The organism is Desulfurobacterium indicum (genome assembly GCF_001968985.1).
GTDB lineage: Bacteria > Aquificota > Aquificia > Desulfurobacteriales > Desulfurobacteriaceae > Desulfurobacterium_A > Desulfurobacterium_A indicum.
The window spans coordinates 1-22,592 of the sequence record NZ_MOEN01000014.1; the positions used below are offsets into that span (position 1 = coordinate 1).

18 protein-coding genes are annotated in these 22,592 nt (G+C 36.8%); 10 read left to right on the forward strand and 8 right to left on the reverse strand.

Features of this window, described 5'->3' with window-relative positions; translation table 11 throughout:
- Positions 1-261: 261 nt before the first annotated feature.
- Complete coding sequence (locus BLW93_RS04710) at positions 262-1,347, reverse strand: radical SAM/SPASM domain-containing protein (RefSeq protein WP_076712949.1); 1,086 nt, start codon at positions 1,345-1,347, stop codon at positions 262-264.
- Positions 1,348-1,691: 344 nt separating this feature from the next.
- On the opposite strand from BLW93_RS04710, the gene BLW93_RS04715 reads away from it, so the two are divergent.
- Positions 1,692-1,925 (forward strand): hypothetical protein, encoded by a 234-nt coding sequence (locus BLW93_RS04715; protein WP_076712950.1) that lies wholly within the window; start codon positions 1,692-1,694, stop codon positions 1,923-1,925.
- 82 nt (positions 1,926-2,007) lie between these two features.
- Here the strand turns inward: BLW93_RS04715 and BLW93_RS04720 are convergent, their stop codons facing one another.
- A complete protein-coding gene (locus tag BLW93_RS04720; RefSeq protein WP_425429712.1) occupies positions 2,008-3,273 on the reverse strand; it encodes an anthranilate synthase component I family protein in 1,266 nt (421 codons plus the stop codon).
- A 124-nt stretch (positions 3,274-3,397) separates the two neighbouring features.
- Here BLW93_RS04720 and ilvB point away from each other — a divergent pair, with 124 nt between their 5' ends.
- The 9 genes from ilvB to BLW93_RS04765 all read left to right on the forward strand — a co-directional run bounded on the left by ilvB (position 3,398) and on the right by BLW93_RS04765 (position 15,252).
- A complete protein-coding gene (gene ilvB, locus BLW93_RS04725; RefSeq protein WP_076712952.1) occupies positions 3,398-5,137 on the forward strand; it encodes a biosynthetic-type acetolactate synthase large subunit in 1,740 nt (579 codons plus the stop codon).
- A 9-nt stretch (positions 5,138-5,146) separates the two neighbouring features.
- The gene (gene ilvN / locus BLW93_RS04730; RefSeq protein ID WP_076712953.1) at positions 5,147-5,659 is read left to right on the forward strand and encodes an acetolactate synthase small subunit; all 513 of its coding nucleotides are present in this window, start codon (positions 5,147-5,149) and stop codon (positions 5,657-5,659) included.
- Between the two features lie 34 nt (positions 5,660-5,693).
- Positions 5,694-6,701, forward strand: a complete 1,008-nt coding sequence (ilvC, locus tag BLW93_RS04735) for a ketol-acid reductoisomerase (RefSeq protein WP_076712954.1) — start codon at positions 5,694-5,696, stop codon at positions 6,699-6,701.
- Between the two features lie 79 nt (positions 6,702-6,780).
- Positions 6,781-9,594 carry an excinuclease ABC subunit UvrA gene (gene uvrA, locus BLW93_RS04740; RefSeq protein ID WP_076712955.1) on the forward strand — a complete coding sequence of 938 codons (2,814 nt, stop codon included), beginning with the start codon at positions 6,781-6,783 and terminating at the stop codon, positions 9,592-9,594.
- Positions 9,595-9,634: 40 nt separating this feature from the next.
- Complete coding sequence (locus BLW93_RS04745) at positions 9,635-11,356, forward strand: EAL domain-containing protein (protein WP_076712956.1); 1,722 nt, start codon at positions 9,635-9,637, stop codon at positions 11,354-11,356.
- Between the two features lie 138 nt (positions 11,357-11,494).
- A complete protein-coding gene (locus BLW93_RS04750; protein WP_076712957.1) occupies positions 11,495-13,222 on the forward strand; it encodes an EAL domain-containing protein in 1,728 nt (575 codons plus the stop codon).
- Between the two features lie 54 nt (positions 13,223-13,276).
- Positions 13,277-13,864, forward strand: a complete 588-nt coding sequence (locus BLW93_RS04755) for a hypothetical protein (protein WP_076712958.1) — start codon at positions 13,277-13,279, stop codon at positions 13,862-13,864.
- A complete protein-coding gene (locus tag BLW93_RS04760) occupies positions 13,864-14,631 on the forward strand; it encodes a prepilin peptidase (protein ID WP_076712959.1) in 768 nt (255 codons plus the stop codon). Before BLW93_RS04755 ends, BLW93_RS04760 begins: the two co-directional genes overlap by 1 nt.
- Complete coding sequence (locus BLW93_RS04765) at positions 14,632-15,252, forward strand: hypothetical protein (RefSeq protein ID WP_076712960.1); 621 nt, start codon at positions 14,632-14,634, stop codon at positions 15,250-15,252.
- On the opposite strand, the gene BLW93_RS04770 is transcribed toward BLW93_RS04765, so the two are convergent.
- Genes BLW93_RS04770 through BLW93_RS04795 form a run of 6 tightly spaced genes read right to left on the reverse strand, consistent with a single transcriptional unit; the run spans position 15,230 to position 22,515 of the window.
- Positions 15,230-15,853 (reverse strand): HAD hydrolase-like protein, encoded by a 624-nt coding sequence (locus tag BLW93_RS04770; RefSeq protein ID WP_076712961.1) that lies wholly within the window; start codon positions 15,851-15,853, stop codon positions 15,230-15,232. The genes BLW93_RS04765 and BLW93_RS04770 overlap by 23 nt on opposite strands.
- Positions 15,850-17,028, reverse strand: a complete 1,179-nt coding sequence (gene coaBC / locus BLW93_RS04775) for a bifunctional phosphopantothenoylcysteine decarboxylase/phosphopantothenate--cysteine ligase CoaBC (protein ID WP_076712962.1) — start codon at positions 17,026-17,028, stop codon at positions 15,850-15,852. The genes BLW93_RS04770 and coaBC overlap by 4 nt, the downstream gene beginning before the upstream one ends.
- Positions 17,012-18,352 (reverse strand): chloride channel protein, encoded by a 1,341-nt coding sequence (locus tag BLW93_RS04780; protein WP_076712963.1) that lies wholly within the window; start codon positions 18,350-18,352, stop codon positions 17,012-17,014. Before BLW93_RS04780 ends, coaBC begins: the two co-directional genes overlap by 17 nt.
- Before the next feature lie 12 nt (positions 18,353-18,364).
- Positions 18,365-19,264 (reverse strand): zinc metalloprotease HtpX, encoded by a 900-nt coding sequence (htpX, locus tag BLW93_RS04785; RefSeq protein WP_076712964.1) that lies wholly within the window; start codon positions 19,262-19,264, stop codon positions 18,365-18,367.
- Between the two features lie 10 nt (positions 19,265-19,274).
- Complete coding sequence (gene mutL, locus BLW93_RS04790) at positions 19,275-20,726, reverse strand: DNA mismatch repair endonuclease MutL (protein WP_078058138.1); 1,452 nt, start codon at positions 20,724-20,726, stop codon at positions 19,275-19,277.
- Entirely contained in the window at positions 20,707-22,515 is a 1,809-nt protein-coding gene (locus BLW93_RS04795; RefSeq protein ID WP_245791995.1) for a chloride channel protein, read from the reverse strand. Before BLW93_RS04795 ends, mutL begins: the two co-directional genes overlap by 20 nt.
- Positions 22,516-22,592: the final 77 nt, after the last annotated feature.

Consider the following 22,592-nt stretch of genomic DNA (forward strand, 5'->3'; position numbering starts at 1 on the left):
TGAGGCTAAGGAAGAACTTCAGGATATGTTCTCCAGGAGGTACTCCTAATGGTTTACACAAAATTATTGACACAACCTTACCGTCTTGAACATTCGCAATAGTACCATCAGAGAAAGCGCCGCTTACGGTATTATAAGAGGATGGGACAACACTACAACTACAGGTAAAGACTACACAGATGCATCTTACGGAAATACTTTCTACAACAACACATTGGGCGATCAATCACCAGCAAGATAACAATATTAACGAGGAAGGGATTATTTCCCTTTCCTCATTTTTACAGGAACGTAATCGCAAACAGGATCTTCCTGCATGTAGTCGTTGTACTTCCAGTAAGCCCTCACTCTACAACCGTTACATATTTTAAGGTACTCACAGCTTCCACATCTTCCTTTAAACTCATCAATCTTTCTCATATCCTGCATGATTTTTGATTCAAACCAAGCCTTACTAAAAGGAACATCAAAAACGTTTATGTCAGAAATTGGAAAATAACTACACGGTTTTAGCCAGCCGTGACAGTCTATCAACGCTATTGACTGACCAGCGACACAACCCTTCCCCCCACCGGTTCCAAAAACGAGATTTCTTCTTTTTAAGTCAAGACCGTCTCTTTTTGCATTCTGTCTAAAAATTCGGTAGTAGTGAGGTGCACAGGTAGGCCTAACCAAAATTGTGTTGTCACCTTTTAAAATTAAATCTTTCTCAAGCTCATAGTGCCAGTTTAACCAGTAATTTGCTTCTTCTGCATCAAGAAGCTCTGCGTTTGCATCTTCACCTCTTCCGACAGGAAGAACCAAAAACATGTACCATGCTCTTGCCCCAAGCTCTCTGGCTTTTTTATAAACATTTGGAATATCAAAAGCATTTCTCTTAGTAAAAGAGGAATTTATGAGAAACGGAATACCATGCTTCTTCAAATACTCAACAGCATTTAAAACTCCCTCAAAAGCTCCCGGTTGTTTTCTGAAGTCATCGTGAATCTCTGCAGTAGACCCGTCAAGAGAAAGAGAAACTATTTTTATGCCTGTTTTCTTCATCTCACGACAAACTTCATCATCAACAAGAACACCATTTGTAGCTATGCACATTCTAAAACCTTTCTCCGTCCCATAAGCTGCAATATCAAAAAGATCATCTCTCAAAAGAGGTTCTCCACCAGTAAGAACAATAGTAGGATTGGAAATAGTAGCTATATCATCTATCAATTTCCTGGCTTCTTCAAAGGTAAATTCACCCTGCTCCGATTCTATAGTAGAAGAAGAACGACAATGGATACAATTAAGGTTACATCTTCTCGTTACTTCCCATGCAATCCATTTAGGTAAAAACTTTTGCTCCATAATCTTCCCCGAACGAAAATTTAGTTTACAAAGAATAAGTGTAGTGTAAATCTTACTATTTAAATCCCGGCTTTCAAAGAAATGCCAACACATAAATTAGTGCTTCAAAAAGTCGTTAAATTTTTTATTTTTGTATTCCACTACTAAGCCTAAAAGCACTATATTAAAAATATACAGAATACAAAATTTTATTTTAAAGTTTAACGTTACACAAAAAAGAGGGTTTTAGCCATATGGTTATGCATAATAGCTATATAAAAAGAGACAAAAATGTTACAACAGCAAATTTTTTTTGTTAAAATAAGTGCAGAATATATTCTTATTAAACCTAAAAGGAGGAAAATATGGCACGAGGAAGAAAGCCGGGAAAGAGAACTAACAAAACTGTAAAGGTATCTCTTCCAAAAAAGACTTACTACATTCTCTACGGAATTGCTGGTAACAACGAAATGAAGCTCAACAAGCTCATTAAAACCATTATTGAAGAAAGATTGGACAATTCAACTATTTCCGATCTTTCCAAACTTCTTGAAACTGGCAAGAAAGAAAAAGAAGAAGCAAAAGAAACAGAAGAGTAATACTGTCTTTATTATGAAAGTATGTTGCAAATACACTTTTAAAGTGGGCTTTAAAGCCCACTTTCTCATGTTCAAGCATGAACTACTTAAATATGTCTTCTATACCAGCAGTTGAAAGAAAAGCCCTGGCTTTATGAATCGTTTCCCTATATTCTTTTTCCGGATCAGAATCCCAAACAATACCTGCCCCAACCTGAAGAAAAGCCCTACTTTCTTTCAAAAGCAAAGTTCTTATAACAATGTTGAAATCAAGATCACCAGAAAATGAAAAATAGCCAACAGACCCTGTATAAAGGGCCCTGCGTGTAGGTTCCAACTCTTCAATAATCTCCATTGTTCTTACCTTCGGAGCTCCGGTAATAGTTCCACCAGGAAAAAGAGCCTTAACAATCTCAATCGGATGCACATCTTTTCTCACTTCAGCTTTTATATTAGAAACTATATGCATAACATGAGAGTAAACTTCTCTTACCATAAGCTCATCAACAATAACTGTTCCATATTTCCCTATTTTTCCCATATCATTCCTTTCAAGATCCACAAGCATAATATGCTCCGCCCGCTCTTTCTCCGACAGAAAAAGTTCACGGGAAAGAAACTGATCTTCTGTCTCATCTTTTCCTCGACGCCTGGTCCCGGCGATAGGTCTTGTTTCAATAGTTAAACCCGATTTCCTAACAAGCCTCTCCGGAGAACAGGAAACAGCCTTAAAACCATCCATATCCAGATAAAAAGCAAAAGGCGATGGATTAACACTACGAAGCTTATGATAAAAAGCTACCGGAGAGCCACGCATTATAAAATTTAATCTTTGAGAAAAATTAACCTGAAAGCTATCCCCCGAAGCTATAAAATCCTTAATCTTCGTAACTGCAGAAAAAAACTGTTCTTTCGTCATATTAAAAGATAAAAATTCAAGGTCAAAGTCACAAAAGGCACCCAAAAAAGGAACCGTTCCAAAATTAAATTTTTCACCGAAAACACTTATTTCTTTTTTTAGATTATCAAAAACTATTGTGGTTTTCGGAAGAAAAAAAGAGATATCTGGCATACCTATATCATCTACAGCATATTCCGGTAATTTCTCTATATAACGAGCGGCATCATAAGAAAAATAGCCAAAAATACCAAAATGTGTATCAGCATAAAGCTCTTTTAATTTATCATAAAATTCCTTAAGAGAGGAAAAAGCATCATCAACAAGATTTTTAACAACAAATTTCTCCTGTTCACCTATGCAAATGAAAGAAAAATGCCCTTTCTTATCATCTACCATGGCTGAATCAAGAAATAGTTTAACAGGATAACCTTGCCGCTTTAATGATAAAAACAAAATGTTCGGTTCCACCCAGAATGTTAGCTTCTCCAAGGGTTAAACCTCCAATATTCTGTATAAACCTCAGAAATTTTATGATATTATTTCTTTCTATCAACTGTATAAGGTTTTGGGCGCAAATTCAGGAGGCAGAAAAATGAAATTGTCAGGTGCGGAAATACTTCTTGAAGCCCTCCAGCTTGAGGGAGTTGAATACATATTTGGTTATCCAGGAGGAGCTGTCCTTGACATTTACGACAGACTCTCCTACACACCTTTAAAACACATACTTACGAGACACGAGCAGGGAGCAGCACATGCCGCGGACGGATATGCAAGGACAACCGGTAAAATCGGTGTATGCTTTGCAACCTCCGGCCCAGGAGCAACTAATCTCGTAACAGGACTTGCCACAGCACAGATAGACTCAGTTCCTGTAGTTGCTTTCACCGGGAACGTTCCCACATTTATGATAGGAAATGATGCTTTCCAGGAAGTTGATACGGTAGGAATAACAAGACCTATAACTAAGCACAATTTCCTGGTCAAGGATGTTAATCAACTTGCAGACACTGTGAAAAAAGCCTTTTACATAGCAAAATCAGGAAGGCCTGGTGTTGTGTTGGTTGATCTTCCTAAAGACGTTATGAGAAGCGTAGCCGATTTCTTTGAACAAGAATACAAATCCCCCGTGCAGATAAGAAGCTACAAACCTGTTAAAAAAGGTCATCCAGGACAGATAAAAAGAGCTGCAAAAGCGATAGCCTCCGCAAAAAGGCCTGTTCTTTACGTCGGCGGTGGCGTAATAAAAGCAGGTGCTTCAGATCTAATAGTTAAACTTGCCGAACTATGCACAATACCTGTAACAACAACTCTTATGGGACTTGGAGCTATTCCAGGAACACATCCATACTTCCTGGGAATGCTCGGAATGCATGGAACTTACGCAGCTAATATGGCAGTAACAGAATGTGACCTACTTATAGCGGTAGGGGCAAGGTTTGATGACAGAGTTACCGGTAAAGTATCTGAATTCGCGCCTAATGCAAAAGTTATTCATATAGATGTTGATAGTGCAGAAATTGGGAAGGTAAAACCTGCTGATATTCCAATAGTTGGTGATGCAAAACTTGTCCTGGAAGAGCTTCTTCCGGAAGTTGAAAAGCAGGTTATGAAAAACAGAGAAGTCTTTCAGGAAAGAGACAGGTGGATGGATCTCATCCAGCACTGGAAAGTAAAATATCCTCTCTACTACGAACCAAGTGATGTCGTAATTAAACCTCAATTTGTCATAGAAAAGATATACGAAATCACAAAAGGCGAAGCCATAATAGCGACAGATGTTGGACAACATCAAATGTGGGCTGCACAATATTATAAATTCAAGTACCCTAAGCAACTTGTTACTTCAGGTGGACTTGGAACAATGGGGTTCGGTGTTCCAGCAGCAATAGGAGCACAGATAGGAAATCCTGATAAAACTGTTTTCTGCATTTCCGGAGACGGAAGTTTCCAGATGAACATGCAAGAAATAGTAACTGCCGCGAATTACAATGTTCCCGTCAAAATTGCAATCCTTAACAACCAGTTTTTAGGAATGGTTCGCCAGTGGCAGGGCATTTTCTACGATAGAAATTATTCTCAAGTTGACATAGCATTCCAACCTGACTTTGTAAAACTGGCAGAAAGCATGGGTGCTGTCGGACTAAGGGCAGAAAAACCTGAAGACGTAGAGAAAGTTCTAAAAGCAGCAATGGAAATAAATGATAGGCCGGTTGTAATAGATTTTGTTGTAAACAGAGAGGAAGATGTATTCCCTATGGTACCACCAGGTGCTGCAATTAACGAAATGATACTTCCCAACTACGGGAAAAAACTCAAAAAAGCTGTTAGTTAAGAGGTAACCATGCGTGGAGATGACAGAAAACACATAATAAGCGTGCTTGTTGAAAACCACCCGGGAGCTCTTGCAAGGATAGTGGAACTTTTCAGCGCAAGAGGCTATAACATAGAAAGTCTAAACGTGGGGCAAACGGAAGATCCAACAATTTCGAGATTAACAATGGTAGCCCAGGGGGACGAACACACAATAGAGCAAATAGTAAAACAATTAAGAAGACTTGTAGATGTTTTTAAAGTGAGAGATTTAACAGATAAGAAAAAGCTGGACAGAGAACTACTAATTGTCAGACTCAGTGCCGACACCTCAGAAAAGAAAAATGAATTGATGAGAATAGCAAGCGTTTTTGGGGCTCAAATAGTTGATATATCACAGGACACATATACTCTCGAACTGACAGGTGATGAAGACCAAATAGACGCATTCATAGAACTGATAAAACCGATGGGCATCAAAGAAATGGCAAGGACAGGCAGAGTAGCAATGGTAAGAGCCCTTCACGGTGAAACTTTCAGCTAAAACTTTAAAATACCTTAAACTCAGGAGGTAAACTATGGCAAAAGTATATTATGAGCAGGACGCATCACTTGCGCCGCTTGAAGGTAAAACAGTTGCTATTTTAGGTTACGGAAGTCAGGGACACGCCCATGCCCTTAACCTTAGAGATAGCGGTATAAATGTTGTAATAGGATTAAGGCCAGGGAAATCAGCTGAAAAAGCTAAAGCAGACGGTTTTGAAGTGCTCACACCTGCAGAGGCTTCAAAAAAAGCTGACGTAATCATGTTCCTTCTTCCTGATCCTGTTCAGAAAAAAGTTTATGAAGAAGCTGTTAAACCAAACCTTAAAGCCGGAATGGCACTTGCATTTGCCCATGGATTTAACATCCACTTCAACCAGATTGTTCCACCAGAAGACGTAGACGTATTCATGGTAGCACCAAAAGGACCTGGACACCTCGTAAGATGGACATATCAGGAAGGTGCCGGTGTTCCTGCTCTTGTAGCAATACATCAGGACGCGACAGGTAAAGCTATGGACGTAGCTCTTGCATACGCAAAAGGAATCGGTGCAACGAGAGCAGGCGTAATTGAAACAACATTCAAAGAAGAAACTGAAACCGATCTGTTTGGTGAGCAGGCTGTTCTCTGCGGCGGAACAGCAGCTCTTATCAAGGCTGGATTTGAAACACTTGTTGAAGCAGGTTACCAGCCGGAAGTTGCTTATTTTGAATGTCTTCACGAGCTTAAACTGATTGTTGATCTCATCTATCAGCACGGCCTTGCCGGAATGAGATACTCAATCTCCGATACAGCTGAATACGGAGACTACACAAGAGGACCGAGAGTAATAACCGAAGAAACTAAAAAAGCAATGAGAAAAATCCTTGACGAAATTCAGAAAGGCGAATTTGCAAGAGAGTTTGTCCTGGAAGCTCAGGCAAATTATCCTGTTCTTAACGCTCACAGAAAGATAGAAGCAGAACATCCAATCGAAAAGGTTGGAAAAAAACTAAGAGAAATGATGCCATTCCTTAAAACACAGAAAAAGGATCTTAAATAATCTCTGACGGGCTCTGCCCGTCTCTTTTCTACCAAACGTCAATGGACATATCTTCTGTTTGAAATAAATTACTATAACTATGAAAGACAAAATCATTGTTAAAGGTGCAAGACAACATAACCTTAAAAATATAGATGTAGAAATCCCCAAAAACCAGCTGGTTGTAATAACAGGATTATCCGGTTCCGGGAAATCCTCTCTTGCTTTTGACACCCTTTATGCAGAAGGGCAGAGGAGATACGTAGAATCCTTGTCTTCTTATGCAAGGCAATTCCTACAGTTAATGGAAAAACCTGATGTTGACCTGATCGAAGGACTTTCGCCTGCAATATCTATAGAGCAAAAAACCGTTTCCAAAAATCCCCGCTCCACTGTCGGAACAACAACAGAGATACATGATTACCTCAGACTCCTTTTTGCCAGAGCAGGCACACCTTTTTGCCCCAACTGTAATATTGAAATAAGGCCTCAAACTGTAGAAGAAGTCGTTGATAAAATTCTGAAGTTTACAGGAAAACGCATACTAATCCTTTCTCCCATAATAAGAGAACAGAAAGGAGAACATAAAAATCTCCTTGAACGGCTTGAAAAGCAGGGATTCAGAAGAGTAAGAATAGACGGTAAAATCTATACAATCGACGAAGCTTTAAATCTAAAACTTGAGAAAAAAGTAAAACATACAATTGAAGTCATAGTCGACAGGATAAAAGTAAAACCGGAAGATAAAATCAGAATCGCTGATTCTGTAGAAATAGCAATAAACCTTTCCGACGGCCTCGTATTAATCGTAGACTACGATTCAAAAGAAGAAGAAATTCTAAGCACCAAAGGGGCTTGCCCGATATGTGGATTCAGTTTTAAAGAGATTTCCCCGAGGCTATTTTCGTTCAACAGCCCTCTTGGAGCATGTCCATCTTGTGGAGGCATAGGTTTTTCTCAAAAAATAGATCCCGATCTTCTTATAGACTGGGATAAACCAATTATAAATGCATTTAACATCACAGAAAGAGCAAAGTTTGAATATATAAAAGACATGGTAGCTTCAGCATGCGATTATCTTGGTATAGCCCACGATACTCCGGCTGGAGAAATAGATAAAGAGGACCTTAATTTTATACTTTATGCCGACAGAGGAATTCTTAAAGTCTATAACACCATATCATGGAGCAGAGGAAATTATAAACCCTACTATTTTGAAGGAATCATAAGACATCTTGAAAGGCGTTACATAGAAACAGAATCAAATTCACTCAGAGACTACATAGAAGAATATATGAGAGAAGTCCCCTGTAAAACATGTAAGGGGAAAAGACTAAACAGAGAAGCTCTTTCTGTAAAAATAAAAAATCTTTCAATAGCAGATGTAGAAGAAATGAGCATAAAAGAAGCTTATGAATTTTTCAATAACCTCAAATTTACAGGAAAGAAAAAAATAATAGCTGAAAGAATCCTGAAAGAGATAAAAAATCGTCTCAAGTTTCTGCTTGACGTAGGATTAGACTATCTAACTCTTGACAGACGGACAGGAACATTATCAGGCGGTGAATCACAAAGGATAAGATTAGCAACACAAATAGGTTCAAAGTTAACAGGTGTCCTTTATGTCCTCGACGAGCCCAGTATAGGACTCCACCAGAGAGACAACGACAGGCTAATAAAAACTTTAAAAGAACTGAGAGATATAGGAAATACCGTAATTGTAGTAGAACATGATATAGATACAATAAAAAATGCCGACCACGTAATAGATATGGGACCAGGAGCCGGTATTCACGGTGGTAAAATAGTAGCAGCTGGCACTCCAGAAGAAATTGAAAAAAACGAAAACTCAATAACGGGAAAATACCTAGCCGGAAAATTAAAAATACCCGTGCCGGAAAAAAGAAGAAAACCAAACGGGAAATCTTTAAGAATAATAGGTGCAGCAGAACATAATCTTAAAAACATAACAGTCGAGTTCCCCCTGGGACTATTTATCTGCGTAACCGGAGTATCAGGTTCTGGAAAGTCAACTTTAATAAATGATATCCTTTACACTGCCCTTTCAAGAGAACTCTATAAAAGCAAAACAGTTCCTGGTAAACATAAAAAAATAGAAGGCTTAGAAGAAATAGACAAAGTGATTAACGTCGACCAATCTCCCATAGGAAGAATCCCTCGCTCAAATCCGGCAACCTATATAGGCGTTTTTGACTTCATAAGAGAACTTTTTGCTGCCACACCGGAAGCAAGAGCGAGAGGATACAAGAAAGGAAGATTCTCTTTTAACGTCCCAGGCGGAAGATGCGAAGCCTGTAAAGGTGACGGAATGATAAAAGTTGAAATGCATTTTTTACCTGACGTTTACGTTACCTGCGATATCTGTGGAGGCAAAAGATATAACAGAGAAACACTCGAAATAACATACAAAGGAAAAAATATATACGATGTTCTTGAAATGAGTGTAGAAGAAGCTCTGGAATTCTTTAAACATCATGACAAAATAGTGAGAAAATTAAAAACACTATACGACGTTGGACTTTCCTACATAAAATTGGGACAGCCTGCAACAACACTATCGGGGGGCGAAGCACAGAGAGTAAAACTTGCCAAAGAACTTTCAAAAAGGTCTACGGGAAAAACACTTTACATCCTTGACGAACCTACAACCGGACTTCACATACACGACGTTAAAAAACTTATAGAAGTCCTTCAAAAATTGGTTGACAGAGGAAATACCGTAATAGTAATAGAACACAACATGGATTTTATAAAATGTGCCGACTACATAATCGATTTAGGGCCAGAAGGGGGAGATAAAGGAGGGGAAATTGTTGCAACAGGAACACCTGAAGAAATAGCAAGAACAAACACTTATACAGGTAGATATTTGAGAGATTATCTGGTATATTAATAATACTTAATATCATCATTAAATCACAACTGGAGAAATAATGGGTAACTTTAAAGAACTCCTGGAAAACTATACTTTTTCAGAGAAAGAATTTCAGGAAGTAAAAAAACTGGAACCGCTATTTTCAAATGCTTTTGTAGAAAAACTAGGAGAAAACATAAATCAGTATGTAGCAGAACACTTCTACTCTTATTCCCAGGCAGCAAAAGCAAAAAAGATAGACAAAAAAATATTTGTAGAAACTGTAAAAAAGTTTATTTATGGATTCTTTAGCAGAGAAGAAATTTCAGGAACAATAGAATCTATAGTTTCTGTTAATAAAAACTGGGACATTGAACAGTTAGAGTTTATCGAAGCGTATTTCTATTTTATAGAAAATCTCCTTACTAACTTGTATATAAGGACAAAAAACCAGTCTGATCTTCAAAAAAGCATAAAATCACTGACCAAACTTTTATTTATTATAGCCGTATATTTTCTTAAAAATTTTTGCATAAACAGAGATATTTTTAGTAAATCGATTAACATAGACCCAATGACCGGATTCCTGTCACGCTACGCAATTCAAAAAATCTACTCAAAATGTTCTAAAAGTAAAAATTTATACGCAATCTTATTCGATATAAGAAATCTATCCAATATTAATACCTACTTTGGATATGAAGTAGGAGATAGTGTAATAGTGTACTTAGCAGCATTTATAAAAAACTTTTTCATTCAGGAATTCTGTTCATGCTATCCAAACATTTTCAGACTTCAGGGAGACCAATTTATAGTATTCTTTCGAACATCGGAAAACATAAAAACAAAAGTAAAAAATTTCCTAAGAAAATTTAAAAGTAAACCGATAAAAGTTGCTTTTAACGAAAACATTCTGCCTATTGACATTCCAGTGCTGGCAACGATAATGAAAGTAGAGAATGAAGATATTTCTTCTCTCTTATGGACAATGGAAAACGCTATGAGAACCGTTAAAAAAGTAAAAAAAGACGGCTGTTTGATAATCGGTGCAGAACATAAAAAAAGATGCAAAAGAAAGAGAGAAAACGTAGAATTGGTAATAAACGCTATAAAAAAATATAGAATCTCTTTTGCCCTTCAAAAAATGGTAAATTTGAAAACTGGGAATATTTTTGCATATGAAGTTTTAACAAGAATTCAAAACGAAGAAAACAATATAGTAAATGCAGAAGTATTTATTGACGATATAAGCGTATATTCTTTAAACGAGGACCTTGATAAAATCGTCATAGAAAAAGCCTTAAACTACAAAAAAATGCAAAACATAAAAACACCTTTTTCAATAAACGTTTCCAATGCCCTATTGGAAGGAGAGATAGAATTTCTGGAAAAAATAATTAAAAAACTCAATATACCTGCTGAAGAAATAATTATAGAACTCATGGAACGACAGAATGTTGCTCTAATATCCAATCTCCATGAAAAGCTTAGTTATCTAAAAAAACTCGGTTTTAAAATTTTCATAGACGATTTCGGAGTCGATTATTCAAATTTTCATCTAATAGAAATTCTACCGATAGATGGGATAAAAATTGACGGAAGGTTTGTAAAAAATATAGATAAAGAAATAATTGACCTGGAATTTATAAAATTCATAGTCTCTCTTACAAAACAACTAAATATATCAGTTATTGCTGAATATGTTGAAAGAGAAGAAATCAAAAATATCCTTCTCAAAATATCAGATTATCCAATAATGGGGCAAGGATACCTATTTGGAAAACCAGAAATTTTAATTTAAACAGAATACTTTCTTAACCAATTGACTAAAGCGATTAATTTAAAGTGCATTATTATTGACTTTTGGAGAAATTAATGTTAAATTTAGTTGTAAATTTGTTCAACCAATATTCGCTTTTTGAAAAGTGGGGGAAAGTTTATGAAACTTCTCAGGGAGCTTTTTCAGGTATATAACTTCAGACCAGAAGATTTTAAAGAAATTCAAGAACTTAAAAAATTTTTTAATTCTGAACAAATAGCAAAAATAGGGAAAGAATTAAAAGCAGAAGTAATCGATAAATTTCCAGAATATAAAAACCTTCTAAAAAATAGGGGTGTCAACAATGAACTTTTCGCAGAAACAATTAGTGATTTTTTTAATTCAATTTTTGAAGCAGAATCACTAACTGTAACAACCTCTACAATAATAAAAACACACAAAAACTGGAACATCAAAAGCCTTGATTTTATAGAAGTTTACTTTTCGTTTTCAGAAAAAATTCTCAGTATTCTCTATGATATATCCTCAAAACATCCAGAACTTATAAAAAATATTAGAAAATTAACAAGGCTACTTTTCATAATAGCCGTTTACTTTTTACGTTCCTCCTGTAAAACAAACGCAGAACAAACAATTACAGCAGCTGATCCTATGACAGGACTACCTTCAAGATATAATATTCAAAAAATATTTCCTGAATGTGTAAACAAAGACTCTCTATTCGCTGTTGTTTTTGACATAAGAGGATTTGCAAACATAAACACATACTTTGGCTACGAGGTAGGAGATAGTGTAATAATTTATTTCGCTACATTTTTGAAAGAAACTTTTTTAGAGGAGTTCTGTAAAGGCTATCCTAACATTTTCAGACTTCAAGGGGACCAATTTTTCGTACTCATCAAAGGTACCCAGGAAAAAGTCGAAGAAAAAGTTAAACGTTTTTTAGAAAAAATAAAAGGAAAACCTATAAAAATCCCTCTCGAGGGAGACAGACATACCCTTGACATAATACTAATATCCGTAGGAACAAATGTAAATGTGTGCCAAGACATATCAAACCTGCTGTGGATACTGGAAAATTCTCTCAGAGAGTTTAAAAAAACACAAAAAGACGGATTCTTTTTCATTGATGAAACGATTAAAGAAAGATGCCAGAGAAGAAAAGAAAACGTAGCTCTCGTAATAAAAGCAATAAAAGAAAATAGAGTAACCTTTGCTTTTCAAAAGATTATAGACTTATACTCAGGAGATATTTTTGCGTATGAGGTCCTCGCAAGAATAAAAACAAAAGACGGAAAGCTCATACCTGCAGGTGTTTTTATAGATGACATCAGCTTTTACTCCCTTGACGGAGACCTTGACAAAATAGTTATAGAAGAAGCTATAAAGTACAAGGCAAAAACAGGAATGAAAGAAAGGCTTTCAATAAACATTTCAAATGCTCTACTTGAAGGAAATGTAGATCTCCTTGAAAGAGTAACAAGAGAAAATGGAGTTCCTCCCAAAGAAATAATAATAGAACTTATGGAAAGACAAAACTTAACTCTAATTTCTCACCTTAAAGAAAAAATAGCTTACTTGAAAAAACTTGGATTCAAGATATTTATAGATGATTTTGGAGTTGATTATGCAAATTTCCATCTTATAGAAACCCTGGCAATAGACGGAATAAAAATTGATGGAAGATTTGTAAGAAACATCGATAAAAAAATCCTTGACAGAGAATTTGTTGAATTTGTATTATCCGTCGCGCGCCAGCTCAAAGTGGCCGTTGTGGCAGAATACATAGAAAACCAACAAATACTCAAAATAATAAAAGACCTGGCGAAAGATTTTAACGTTCTCGGACAAGGATACTTATTTGGCAAACCGGAAGTTAAAGAATAACTTATAAACCTGATAAATGGTAAAATTTCTGCCAGCTCTTCTGGAGGTTTTCAGGTGAAGCTTAGAATAGATGGTAAAGAGCATAAAATCAAAATAGAAAAAAGGAAATATAAAAACCTAAAAGAAATGTTGAGAATTGTTGAATTCAAATATCTATTCCCCGAAAGAGTCATAAAAAGTATAGAAGTAGAAGGAAAAGCAATCCATCCAGAATACCTGGGAAGTCTCAACGACGTAACAGATATTAATATCATTACAGACTCAACAGTAAACTTTCTCAAAAACCATATAGAACTTTCCATAATAGCTCTGGATTCTGTAAACGGTGCAATAGAAATGATAATAGAAACCTTTGAAGCATCAGAAGATCTTGCTAAACTTCACATTAATTATATTGCAGATTCCGTAATGAAAACAGTAGAAATACTGGAAAAGGGAAGTGTTTTCCTGCCTATAGTTGAAGGAACTGACGAAGCTATCCTTGAAATCGAGGAAAAAATTCTCCGTTTAAATGAAATAAAAGAAGCTGACGAAATGGTAAAATTCTTAGAAAGTGACTTTATAAAGGGTGTAGAAAGGTGGAAAACATTCTTAGTAAAAATTTTATCAACCATTAATAATTCCTCTATGGAGACTCATTAATGAATCTATCCTTTATAACTGCTCCTTTTGGTTTCGTTTTGGGAACCATTATTGGAAGTTTTTTAAATGTCTGTATATACAGACTTCCGAGAGAAGAATCTATCATTTTTCCGGGCTCTCACTGTCCCAAATGTAATTCTCCGATCAAATGGTATGACAACATCCCTATAATAAGCTATCTTCTACTTAAAGGGAAATGCCGCTACTGCGGTGAGAAAATCCCCCCAATTTATCCACTTGTTGAACTTCTATCCGGCTTACTAACGGCAGGTATATTCTTCAGGTTTGGTATTTCCTTCGATTCGTTTTATTACAGCATACTTACATGGTTTTTAATAGTAATTTCTGCAATCGATATAAAAGAACTTATGGTTCCGGTAAAACCCTGCTACATTGTCATGGTTCTTGGCATACTTTTATCGCCGTTCACCCACTCAGTCAGTCTGATTGACTCTATCTTAGGAGCCTCTCTGGGAGCAGGAATAATCCTATTTATAATAGAAAGTTACTTCATTTTTAGAAATAAAGAAGGCATGGGATACGGTGATGCAAATATCATGGCAGTAATCGGTGCATTCCTGGGATGGAAAAAAGTGTTTTTCGTCATATTCTTCGCTTCCCTGATAGGAGCAATAGTTGGTATTATATTTATAATATCAGGTAAAGATAGTGAATCACCGTTGCCTTTCGGACCATTTTTGGCAATCGGTGGTTACCTTACAATATTTTTAGGGGATTTACTTCTTAAGTTTTACCTGGGAGGGTAAATGAACGAAACATACTCTATGAACACCAACTTCCAATGCGGCACAAAAACGTTCCATGTTCAAACCGAATTCTACAAATCCTCAGGTAAAGTAGTAACCAACATATTTTTCCAGGGAAACATAGTAAAAAGAATTGAAAAACTGCCAGAAACCGAAGATATATCACAGGAAATCAAGAAACAACATGAACATATATTACAAAAGCTCCAGGAAGCTCTTGAAAAACAAAAGAAACAGACAGAAAACTGCACCAAAAGCAATCACGTCCAAAACGAAGCAAAGAGCAAAAAAGCCGCTTCTTATAGTCAAGGTGAAAGGTTTATGAAAAAACGAAGCAAACCGGGGGAAGAAGTCATCAAAAAATTAATAACCAGAAAACCAGGGAAAGAAGTTATCAATAAACTTATAGAAAAAAGGCCGGGAGAAGAAGCACTCAAAAGACTTATGGAAAAGAAACCCGGAAAAGGGCTGCTTGACAAACTTATGGAAAAAAGACCGGGAGAAGAAGCAGTCAAAAAACTCATGGAAAAGAAACCTGGAAAGGAACTGTTTGAAAAACTCAAAGAAGAAAAACCAGGTAAGGAATTTATAGAGCACTTTATAGATCTGCTAAAACATTAAGCAACTTATCGGGGGAAGAGACTATAAAATCCGGAGAAAAACGAAGAAGGTTAGAAAAGGAATTAAATCCCCAGGTTACAGCTAAGCAAGTAACACAGGCTTTTTTGGCAGCCACAATATCCCTTCCTTCATCACAAACATAAACAATATCTCCGTAATTTTCCTTTAATTTAAGCAGAATCTTATACTTTTTTTTTAGAAATGCATTCGTCTCTACAAAAAGAATCTCCCCAGATAATCCGTTCTCTTCAAGAACAGATCTTACAAACTTCCTGGAGTTGGTGGTTAATATTCCACATTTAAACCCAGAAAATGATAACTGTTTTATAACTGCTAATAAACCATTGTGAATCTTGATTTTCCTTCTCTTTTTCTCTTTTTTTAGTAAATACCTTAAAACAAACACAAGAGGCAGAAATTTATACTCTGAAACGCCATAAGATAAAGCAAATTCATCCAGAGACAGTTCTTTCACAAGTTGTCTGTCGCTATTTGATATAGATTTTACTCTAAAAACCGGAGCAACTTTATTATAAACATCAATCGCTATGTCAAAAGTATCTGCAAGCGTGCCGTCAAAATCAAAAACAATCGTCTTCATAATTTTTGACTTATAAGTTTTAAAATCTCCAGAGCAACTTGCCTTTTAGAACCTTTAACCCGCTCTTCAAAATTTTCCCCGATAATCATACATTCTGTTTCATCTTCTCCAAAAACCTTCCCTTTTACATCATTGGCGACAACCATGGTAAGCCTTTTAGACTTTAGCTTTTTACGAGCATTCTCAATTAAATTTTCAGTTTCGGCAGCAAAACCGACTATACACTTTGCCAGTCTTTTAGAAGCAACCTCAGCGAGAATATCCGGTGTCCTTTCAAGCTCTAAAACAAGTTTAGAATCGCTTTTTTTTATTTTATTCTCATTTACTCTGACCGGCCTATAATCATTTATAGCTGCTGCAGAAATATAGATATCAGCTCCCTCTATATTATCCATAACTGCTTTCCTCATATCTTCCACCGTTTCAACTTCAAAATAATTAACTCCGTAAGGTTGATTCAAGCATGTTTTTCCGGAAATCAATGTTACTAAAGCCCCTGCAGCTCTGGCAATCCTGGCTAATTCATACCCCATCTTTCCGGAAGAAGGATTAGAAATAAACCTCACGGGATCAATGTACTCTCTCGTAGGACCTGCCGTAATTACGACTTTTTTATCTTTTAAAAATTTAGGAATAAAATAATCTTCAACAGCTTCAACAATTGTTTCTATCTTAGCCAGCCTTCCTTTCCCTTTTACACCGCAGGCAAGCTCACCCTCATCAGAATCTACAATTTTATAACCTCTTTTTTTGAGAAGCTCAATATTATCAACAGTCGCAGGATTTTCATACATTTTAACGTTCATAGCAGGACAAATAATACCTTTACCTATTGCAAGAGCAGAAGCAGTAACCGGATTATCTGCTATACCGTGGGCTATCTTCGCTATCGTATTTCCGGTAGCCGGTGCAACAACAAAAAGATCAACTGAAGAAGCCAAAGACGTATGCCTTATTTCAGGATTTTCTTTTGGAACAATTTCTTTATAAACAGAATGACCTGAAAGCGTTCGAAGCACCACTTCAGAAACAAATTCAAGACCGTTCGGCGTAACCGCAGTATAAACATCAGCTCCTTTTTTCTGCAACTCCCTCAAAATCTCTATAGCTTTGTAAGCAGCTATACTTCCCGTTATTCCCAAAAGTATCTTTTTACCTTCAAGTGTTCTTTCCACGCTTAGTAACTCCTTTTATAAGTGGTTTTATATCTATCTCCTGTCCCAGGTAAAGACTAAAGCCAAAGCTTGTTGTATAACTGGTAATAACAGCTGCCGTCATAGGAATAACAACATCCGCATGACTCATTTCTGTAATCATAACAATCGCAGCAAGAGGTGTCTTCGCACCGGCAGCAAGCGCCGCTCCCATACCAGCAAGAGAAAACATCACTATTTGGTCAGGAAATAGATGCCCAAACATGTTACCGACAGCCGCTCCTATCAAAAGATTGGGCAAAACAAGTCCACCGGGAATACCAAAACCCAACGTCAAACTTGTAACAAGGATAACACCGATAACTATTAAAATATCAATCCAAACAGGCAGAGGCATCTGTGCAAGTTTTGAAACAATGCCCATGTGAGCTGGAGCAGCCAATATTTCCGTATCATGAGTGGCAAAGTAAAGAGCTATAAGTATAGGAAGAGAAACTATTGTTCCTATTACAGGTCTTTTCATAGGTTCAAAAAACTTTGAAACACATGAACCTGTATGAAACATAAACGTATAAAGATAAATTATGAATGATATTGCTAACCCCATTATCACCAGATAAGGGATACTGTCAAGCGTCCAGACAGGCTCCTGAGTAAGAGCGATAAAAGCACTTTCCCCTCTAAAAAACGTAAAAGTAAGATAACTGGTAATGGCAGCAATTATCATCGGAACAAACGGAGAATAATCAAAATCATACATATTCTCAAGCTCCATAGCAAAAATAGAGCTTCCAAGAGGGGCTTTCAACAGAGCTCCCGTAAATGCACCTCCACCTATCAAACCTAAAAGGTTTTTAAACCTCTTACTGAAACCGTAGGCTTTTCCAAGCCACTCTCCGATAGCAACCCCTATGAAAAAAGAAGGCCCTTCTCTACCTGCTATAAAACCGCCGGACAGAACAAGCGTTGAAGAAATAAATTTCAACAAAACCAGTTTAACAGGAAGAAAGTATTTTGTCTTCAAATGAACAATCGCATAACCTATACCTGGTCCACCTACAATAGGATCAATAACCAGCGTATAACCAACAACCAGAGCCGTAATTATCGGATACAGAAAAAAAAGGGCATCATGGATAGAAATTAACCTGTTAATTTCCGTGATTAAAACATCCATAAAAGCAGCTATTGAACCTGTAATTATCCCAACGGTGAAAGCATAAGGAATCCAGCGCCCCAAAAAGTGAGAAATGGACAAAAGATCAAACCTCAATTTAAGGTTCACCTTGGCACAGCCTTTCAAATACTGCCACACAAGTTTCAAAAAAGCTTTATCAAATTTCATTAAAATCTCCGTCTAAAAATCGAAAAAATTTCTCACCCTTCCAAACAGCTTTTTCGCAATCTCAAGAAGTCTTCTTATTCTTTCTTCGGTAGGAGGATGAGTAGAAAACAGAGCAGCAAGTCCATCACCTTTAAAAGGATTTACAATAAACATATGAGAAGTCGCAGGCTTTACTTCTGCTTCTACAACTCTTGGAGGAATACCTTTAGCATAAAGCTCAAGCTTTCTTAAAGCACTGGCAAGAGCTTCGGGCTTACCGGAAATTTCCGCTCCCGTTTCATCGGCAATAAATTCCCGCGACCTTGAAATAGCTAATCTGATAAGTGTAGCTGCTATCGGAGCAACAATAATCATTAAAATAAGACCGATCGTTTCAGCCATCCCGTCTCTATCATCATCTCTTCCAAACCCAAAAAAGAGAGACCACTTAGCCATATCTGCAATCATAACGATAGCACTTGCCATAGTAGCAGCAACAGCAGAAATAAGTGTATCTCTGTTTTTTATATGAGCAATCTCGTGAGAAAGGACACCTTCAACTTCGTCTTTATCAAGAATTTCAAGCAACTTTGTAGTTACACAAACAACTCCGTGTTCAGGATCTCTACCGGTTGCAAAAGCATTAGGAACATCCATAGGAACAATTGCAACCTTTGGCTTAGGAATGTCAGCACTTTTGGCAAGCCTTTCAACAATCTCATGAAGCTCCGGAGCCTCTTCAGGGGACACCTCCCTGGCTCCATACATAGAAAGAACAATTTTGTCAGAAAAGAACCAGCTGGCAAAATTCATACCCATAGCTATAAAAAAGGCAAAAATCATGCCGGCAGTACCGCCTACCAATTTTCCGAAAACAAGCAAAATAGCCGAAAGTAGTGCTAAAAAGAAAACTGTCTTTACTGTATTTACCACCTTAAACCTCTCACAATCTCCCAAGTTTTTTCAAAATATCTCTCTTTTTAATTCTATAAAATATAAGCCTTCCGTGAGGACAAACCCTTTTTTCCTTACACTCCATATACAAAGCTATCAATTTTTCGAGCTCAGATGTAGAAACAAATTCAACACCTGCTTTAACAGCATTTTTACAGGCTGACGAGGCAACACTTTCCGGTTCTTTCCCCTTCAAAACATCCTCTACATCTTCACGTGAAATAATAGCAGGCAGAGATAAAATGATAAACTTCTTCCCGTCCCTTTTTACATTTACTCCCAATCTTTCAAGTTTTTTAACCATCAGATAATCATCTAAGTAAATCGGCGGACTCAATCTTTTTTCCTCAAAAAATCCTTCCCTTAACTTCTCAAGAATCATCTCATAATTAACTCTTTCATGAAGAAGATGAATATCAAAGAAATAGTAATAATTTCCATCCTCACATATTGCAACAGTCCCATCAGTACCTATTAATTTTAACCTCCCATAATTAAAACTTGCCTCTTCCTTAACTCCCTGAACAGTTTTAAATTGAGGCAGAAAATATAGATTCTTATTAAGGAGACTCTCAAGATTTCGCAAAACATTAGATAAATCCTTAAAAACAACCTTATCTTTCAAAGGTGAAATATTAAAATCAACCTCTGAAGGCGGAAACTCAATAAAAAGGATATACTCTTCTATATGATGTTTTCTAAGCAAAACCGCAATCTCTTTAGAAACAACAGGACGTCTATTGACAAAGATTTTCTTTACCCTGCCGGAAGAACCGTCAAACTTAGTTTTATAAAACAGCGTTAAAAACTCTTTTTCTTTTAACTCAAATCCTTTCCCGGTAACTCTATATATTCTCTCCATTTTAGAAGAAACAGGATAAGTGACATTATCAATTTTAAAAACAACTCCTTCATTGGCTATTGCCAGATCTTCCACGACATTTTTCATTCTCTGTTTTTCATTCCTTGAAACACTCTTTTTTCTAACTGGAACATTAAAATATAGATCCTCAACAACAACTGTCGTGCCAGAAGAGAAAGGTATCGGTTCGTAATTTTCAACAACACCACCTTTAACAACAATAACTCCACCGATCTCTTCCAGATAATAACGGCTCTTTAAAACCAATCGGGAAAAAAGAGAAATGGCATGTAAAGCTTCACCTCTAAAACCGTAAGTCCTTAGTTTCAATAGATCTTCCGAATTCTCTATCTTACTTGTAGAAAATCTCTCAACCGCAAGAGGAAGTTCCTTAAATGGAATACCTTCCCCGTCATCAATAACTTTAAAATTGAAAGGAGAATTAATCAAAACGGTTACGGTAGAAGCATTTGCATCCAGGCTATTTTCAACAAGTTCCTTGACAACTGATGAGGGCGAAACAGCTATCTGTCCCGCCGCTATCTTTGAAATAACGTTCTCATTCAAGCGCCGTATCATGTTCTTCCGCTAACTTTTTTCTCTCCTGCTCAGCAAGGAAGTTTGCTATATCAACCCGTGTAATCATACCGAGAAGATTTTTATTCTCATAATTATCAACTACAGGAGCCCTTCCTATACCGTTACTGATAAATATATTAAGAACTTCAAGAATAGACATATCTGGCAGCACACATACGGGATTACGTGTCATGATATGTTCAACCGTAACCTTAGCTCTGTCGGAAATAGGCACTTTCATTATGTCTCTACCTGTAACCATACCTATAACTTTCCCATTAACAACAACAGGAATACCTGAAATCGTATATTCTGCCATTAACCTTTCTGCCTTTAAAACAGGATCGGTCGGGGAAATTGTTATAACGTTCTTAGTCATAATGTCAGCTACCCGGTAAGTTCTGAGCAACGCACCTTTAAGTTCATCCATGTGAGCCGGAGAGTCAATTCTACTTTTAACTTGAGCAGGAAACATTGTAATATCAGTAGTAAGAAGATAAGCAACTGAAACCGCTATAAGAGAAGGAACAAGCAGATCATAACCACCTGTTATCTCAACAACAAGAATAAGTGTCGAAAGAGGAATATTTGCAGCTGCCGCAAGAGTTGCAATCATACCAACAATCATTAAAGAAGCTATATCTATATGAGAATGGGGCAAAAAGCTCAAAAAATTAGCAACATAATAGAAAGAAGCACCTGTTAAACCGCCTATAACGATACAAGGACCGAAAATACCACCAGAGCCACCAGAACCGAGAGTCAGAGAGAGTCCCAGAATGACCATAAGAACACCGGTAATTATGTGAAGGGGAGTCAGATAAGTCGTTTTCCCCAACATTATAAGTTGGATCCATCCGTAAGCACTACCAATGGCGAGAGGATTAAGCATTCCCAAAATACCTGTGAAAAAACCACCTATGGCAGGTTTTAACGCTGGATGAAGTTCAAGATTCACGAAAAAATGATGGATATTAAAAAATGCATAAACAAGCAATCTGGCAACTAAAGCTGCAAGAACTCCCATAACAAAATACGTTATAAACAGAGGAACGGATAAACCTTTAAAAGGGTGAACAGGAACCTTAAACATATGATCAAAACCCGTGAAAACACCAACAATAATATATGATGTAACAGAAGCGATAAAACCAGGGATCAAAGCTTCAACTTCAAAATCACGTCTATAAAAAAGCTCACCAGACAAAAGAGCACCAGCAAGAGGAGCCTTAAAAACACCCGCGATACCTGCGCCAAGACCAACGGCAAGAGCTATGTTTTTAGTATGATCGTCAAGTTTGAAAAGTTTACCCACAAACGAACCGACACTACCACCGATTAAAGCACTTGGACCTTCCGTTCCTGATACTCCACCTGAACCGATTGTTATAGCAGATGTAATAAGTTTAAAAACCGCAGACTTCAATCCTAAATGAAGGCGAAAGTGAAAAGCTTTAATAGCCATTTCCGTACCTTCACCTCTCGCTTCAGGAACAAGATAGGTAATAATACCTACTATTAAACCTCCGATCGCAACAGAAAGAGGAAGAAGATAAGGCCTTTCCATAACAAAATGGTAAACCGTACTTCCACCTTCCCCAGCCGGAAGAGGAGGGATGTAACCTACAATATTTCCCAGAAACAGCTCTGTTGAAAACTCTATAGCTCTAACAAAAACCACTATGAAAAGACCAGTTATTAAACCAATAACACCTGGAATAAAAAGATCCTGAAAATTTTCCTGATAAGAGATGGTGAAACGCCTCTTTATTGCCCCTAAATGAAGCACCGCACTCCTCCTAACCCCTTATTTACTTTATCCATATTAACCCAATCAATGCGCAAGAAACTATTATATACCTAAAA

Bases quoted from the DNA above. Each gene is read 5' to 3' on its own strand.
- BLW93_RS04710 (WP_076712949.1), bottom strand. From the start codon at position 1,347: ATGGAGCAAAAGTTTTTACCTAAATGGATTGCATGGGAAGTAACGAGA.
- BLW93_RS04715 (WP_076712950.1), top strand. From the start codon at position 1,692: ATGGCACGAGGAAGAAAGCCGGGAAAGAGAACTAACAAAACTGTAAAG.
- ilvB (WP_076712952.1), top strand. From the start codon at position 3,398: ATGAAATTGTCAGGTGCGGAAATACTTCTTGAAGCCCTCCAGCTTGAG.
- ilvN (WP_076712953.1), top strand. From the start codon at position 5,147: ATGCGTGGAGATGACAGAAAACACATAATAAGCGTGCTTGTTGAAAAC.
- ilvC (WP_076712954.1), top strand. From the start codon at position 5,694: ATGGCAAAAGTATATTATGAGCAGGACGCATCACTTGCGCCGCTTGAA.
- uvrA (WP_076712955.1), top strand. From the start codon at position 6,781: ATGAAAGACAAAATCATTGTTAAAGGTGCAAGACAACATAACCTTAAA.
- BLW93_RS04745 (WP_076712956.1), top strand. From the start codon at position 9,635: ATGGGTAACTTTAAAGAACTCCTGGAAAACTATACTTTTTCAGAGAAA.
- BLW93_RS04750 (WP_076712957.1), top strand. From the start codon at position 11,495: ATGAAACTTCTCAGGGAGCTTTTTCAGGTATATAACTTCAGACCAGAA.
- BLW93_RS04760 (WP_076712959.1), top strand. From the start codon at position 13,864: ATGAATCTATCCTTTATAACTGCTCCTTTTGGTTTCGTTTTGGGAACC.
- BLW93_RS04765 (WP_076712960.1), top strand. From the start codon at position 14,632: ATGAACGAAACATACTCTATGAACACCAACTTCCAATGCGGCACAAAA.
- BLW93_RS04770 (WP_076712961.1), bottom strand. From the start codon at position 15,853: ATGAAGACGATTGTTTTTGATTTTGACGGCACGCTTGCAGATACTTTT.
- BLW93_RS04780 (WP_076712963.1), bottom strand. From the start codon at position 18,352: ATGAAATTTGATAAAGCTTTTTTGAAACTTGTGTGGCAGTATTTGAAA.
- mutL (WP_078058138.1), bottom strand. From the start codon at position 20,726: ATGATACGGCGCTTGAATGAGAACGTTATTTCAAAGATAGCGGCGGGA.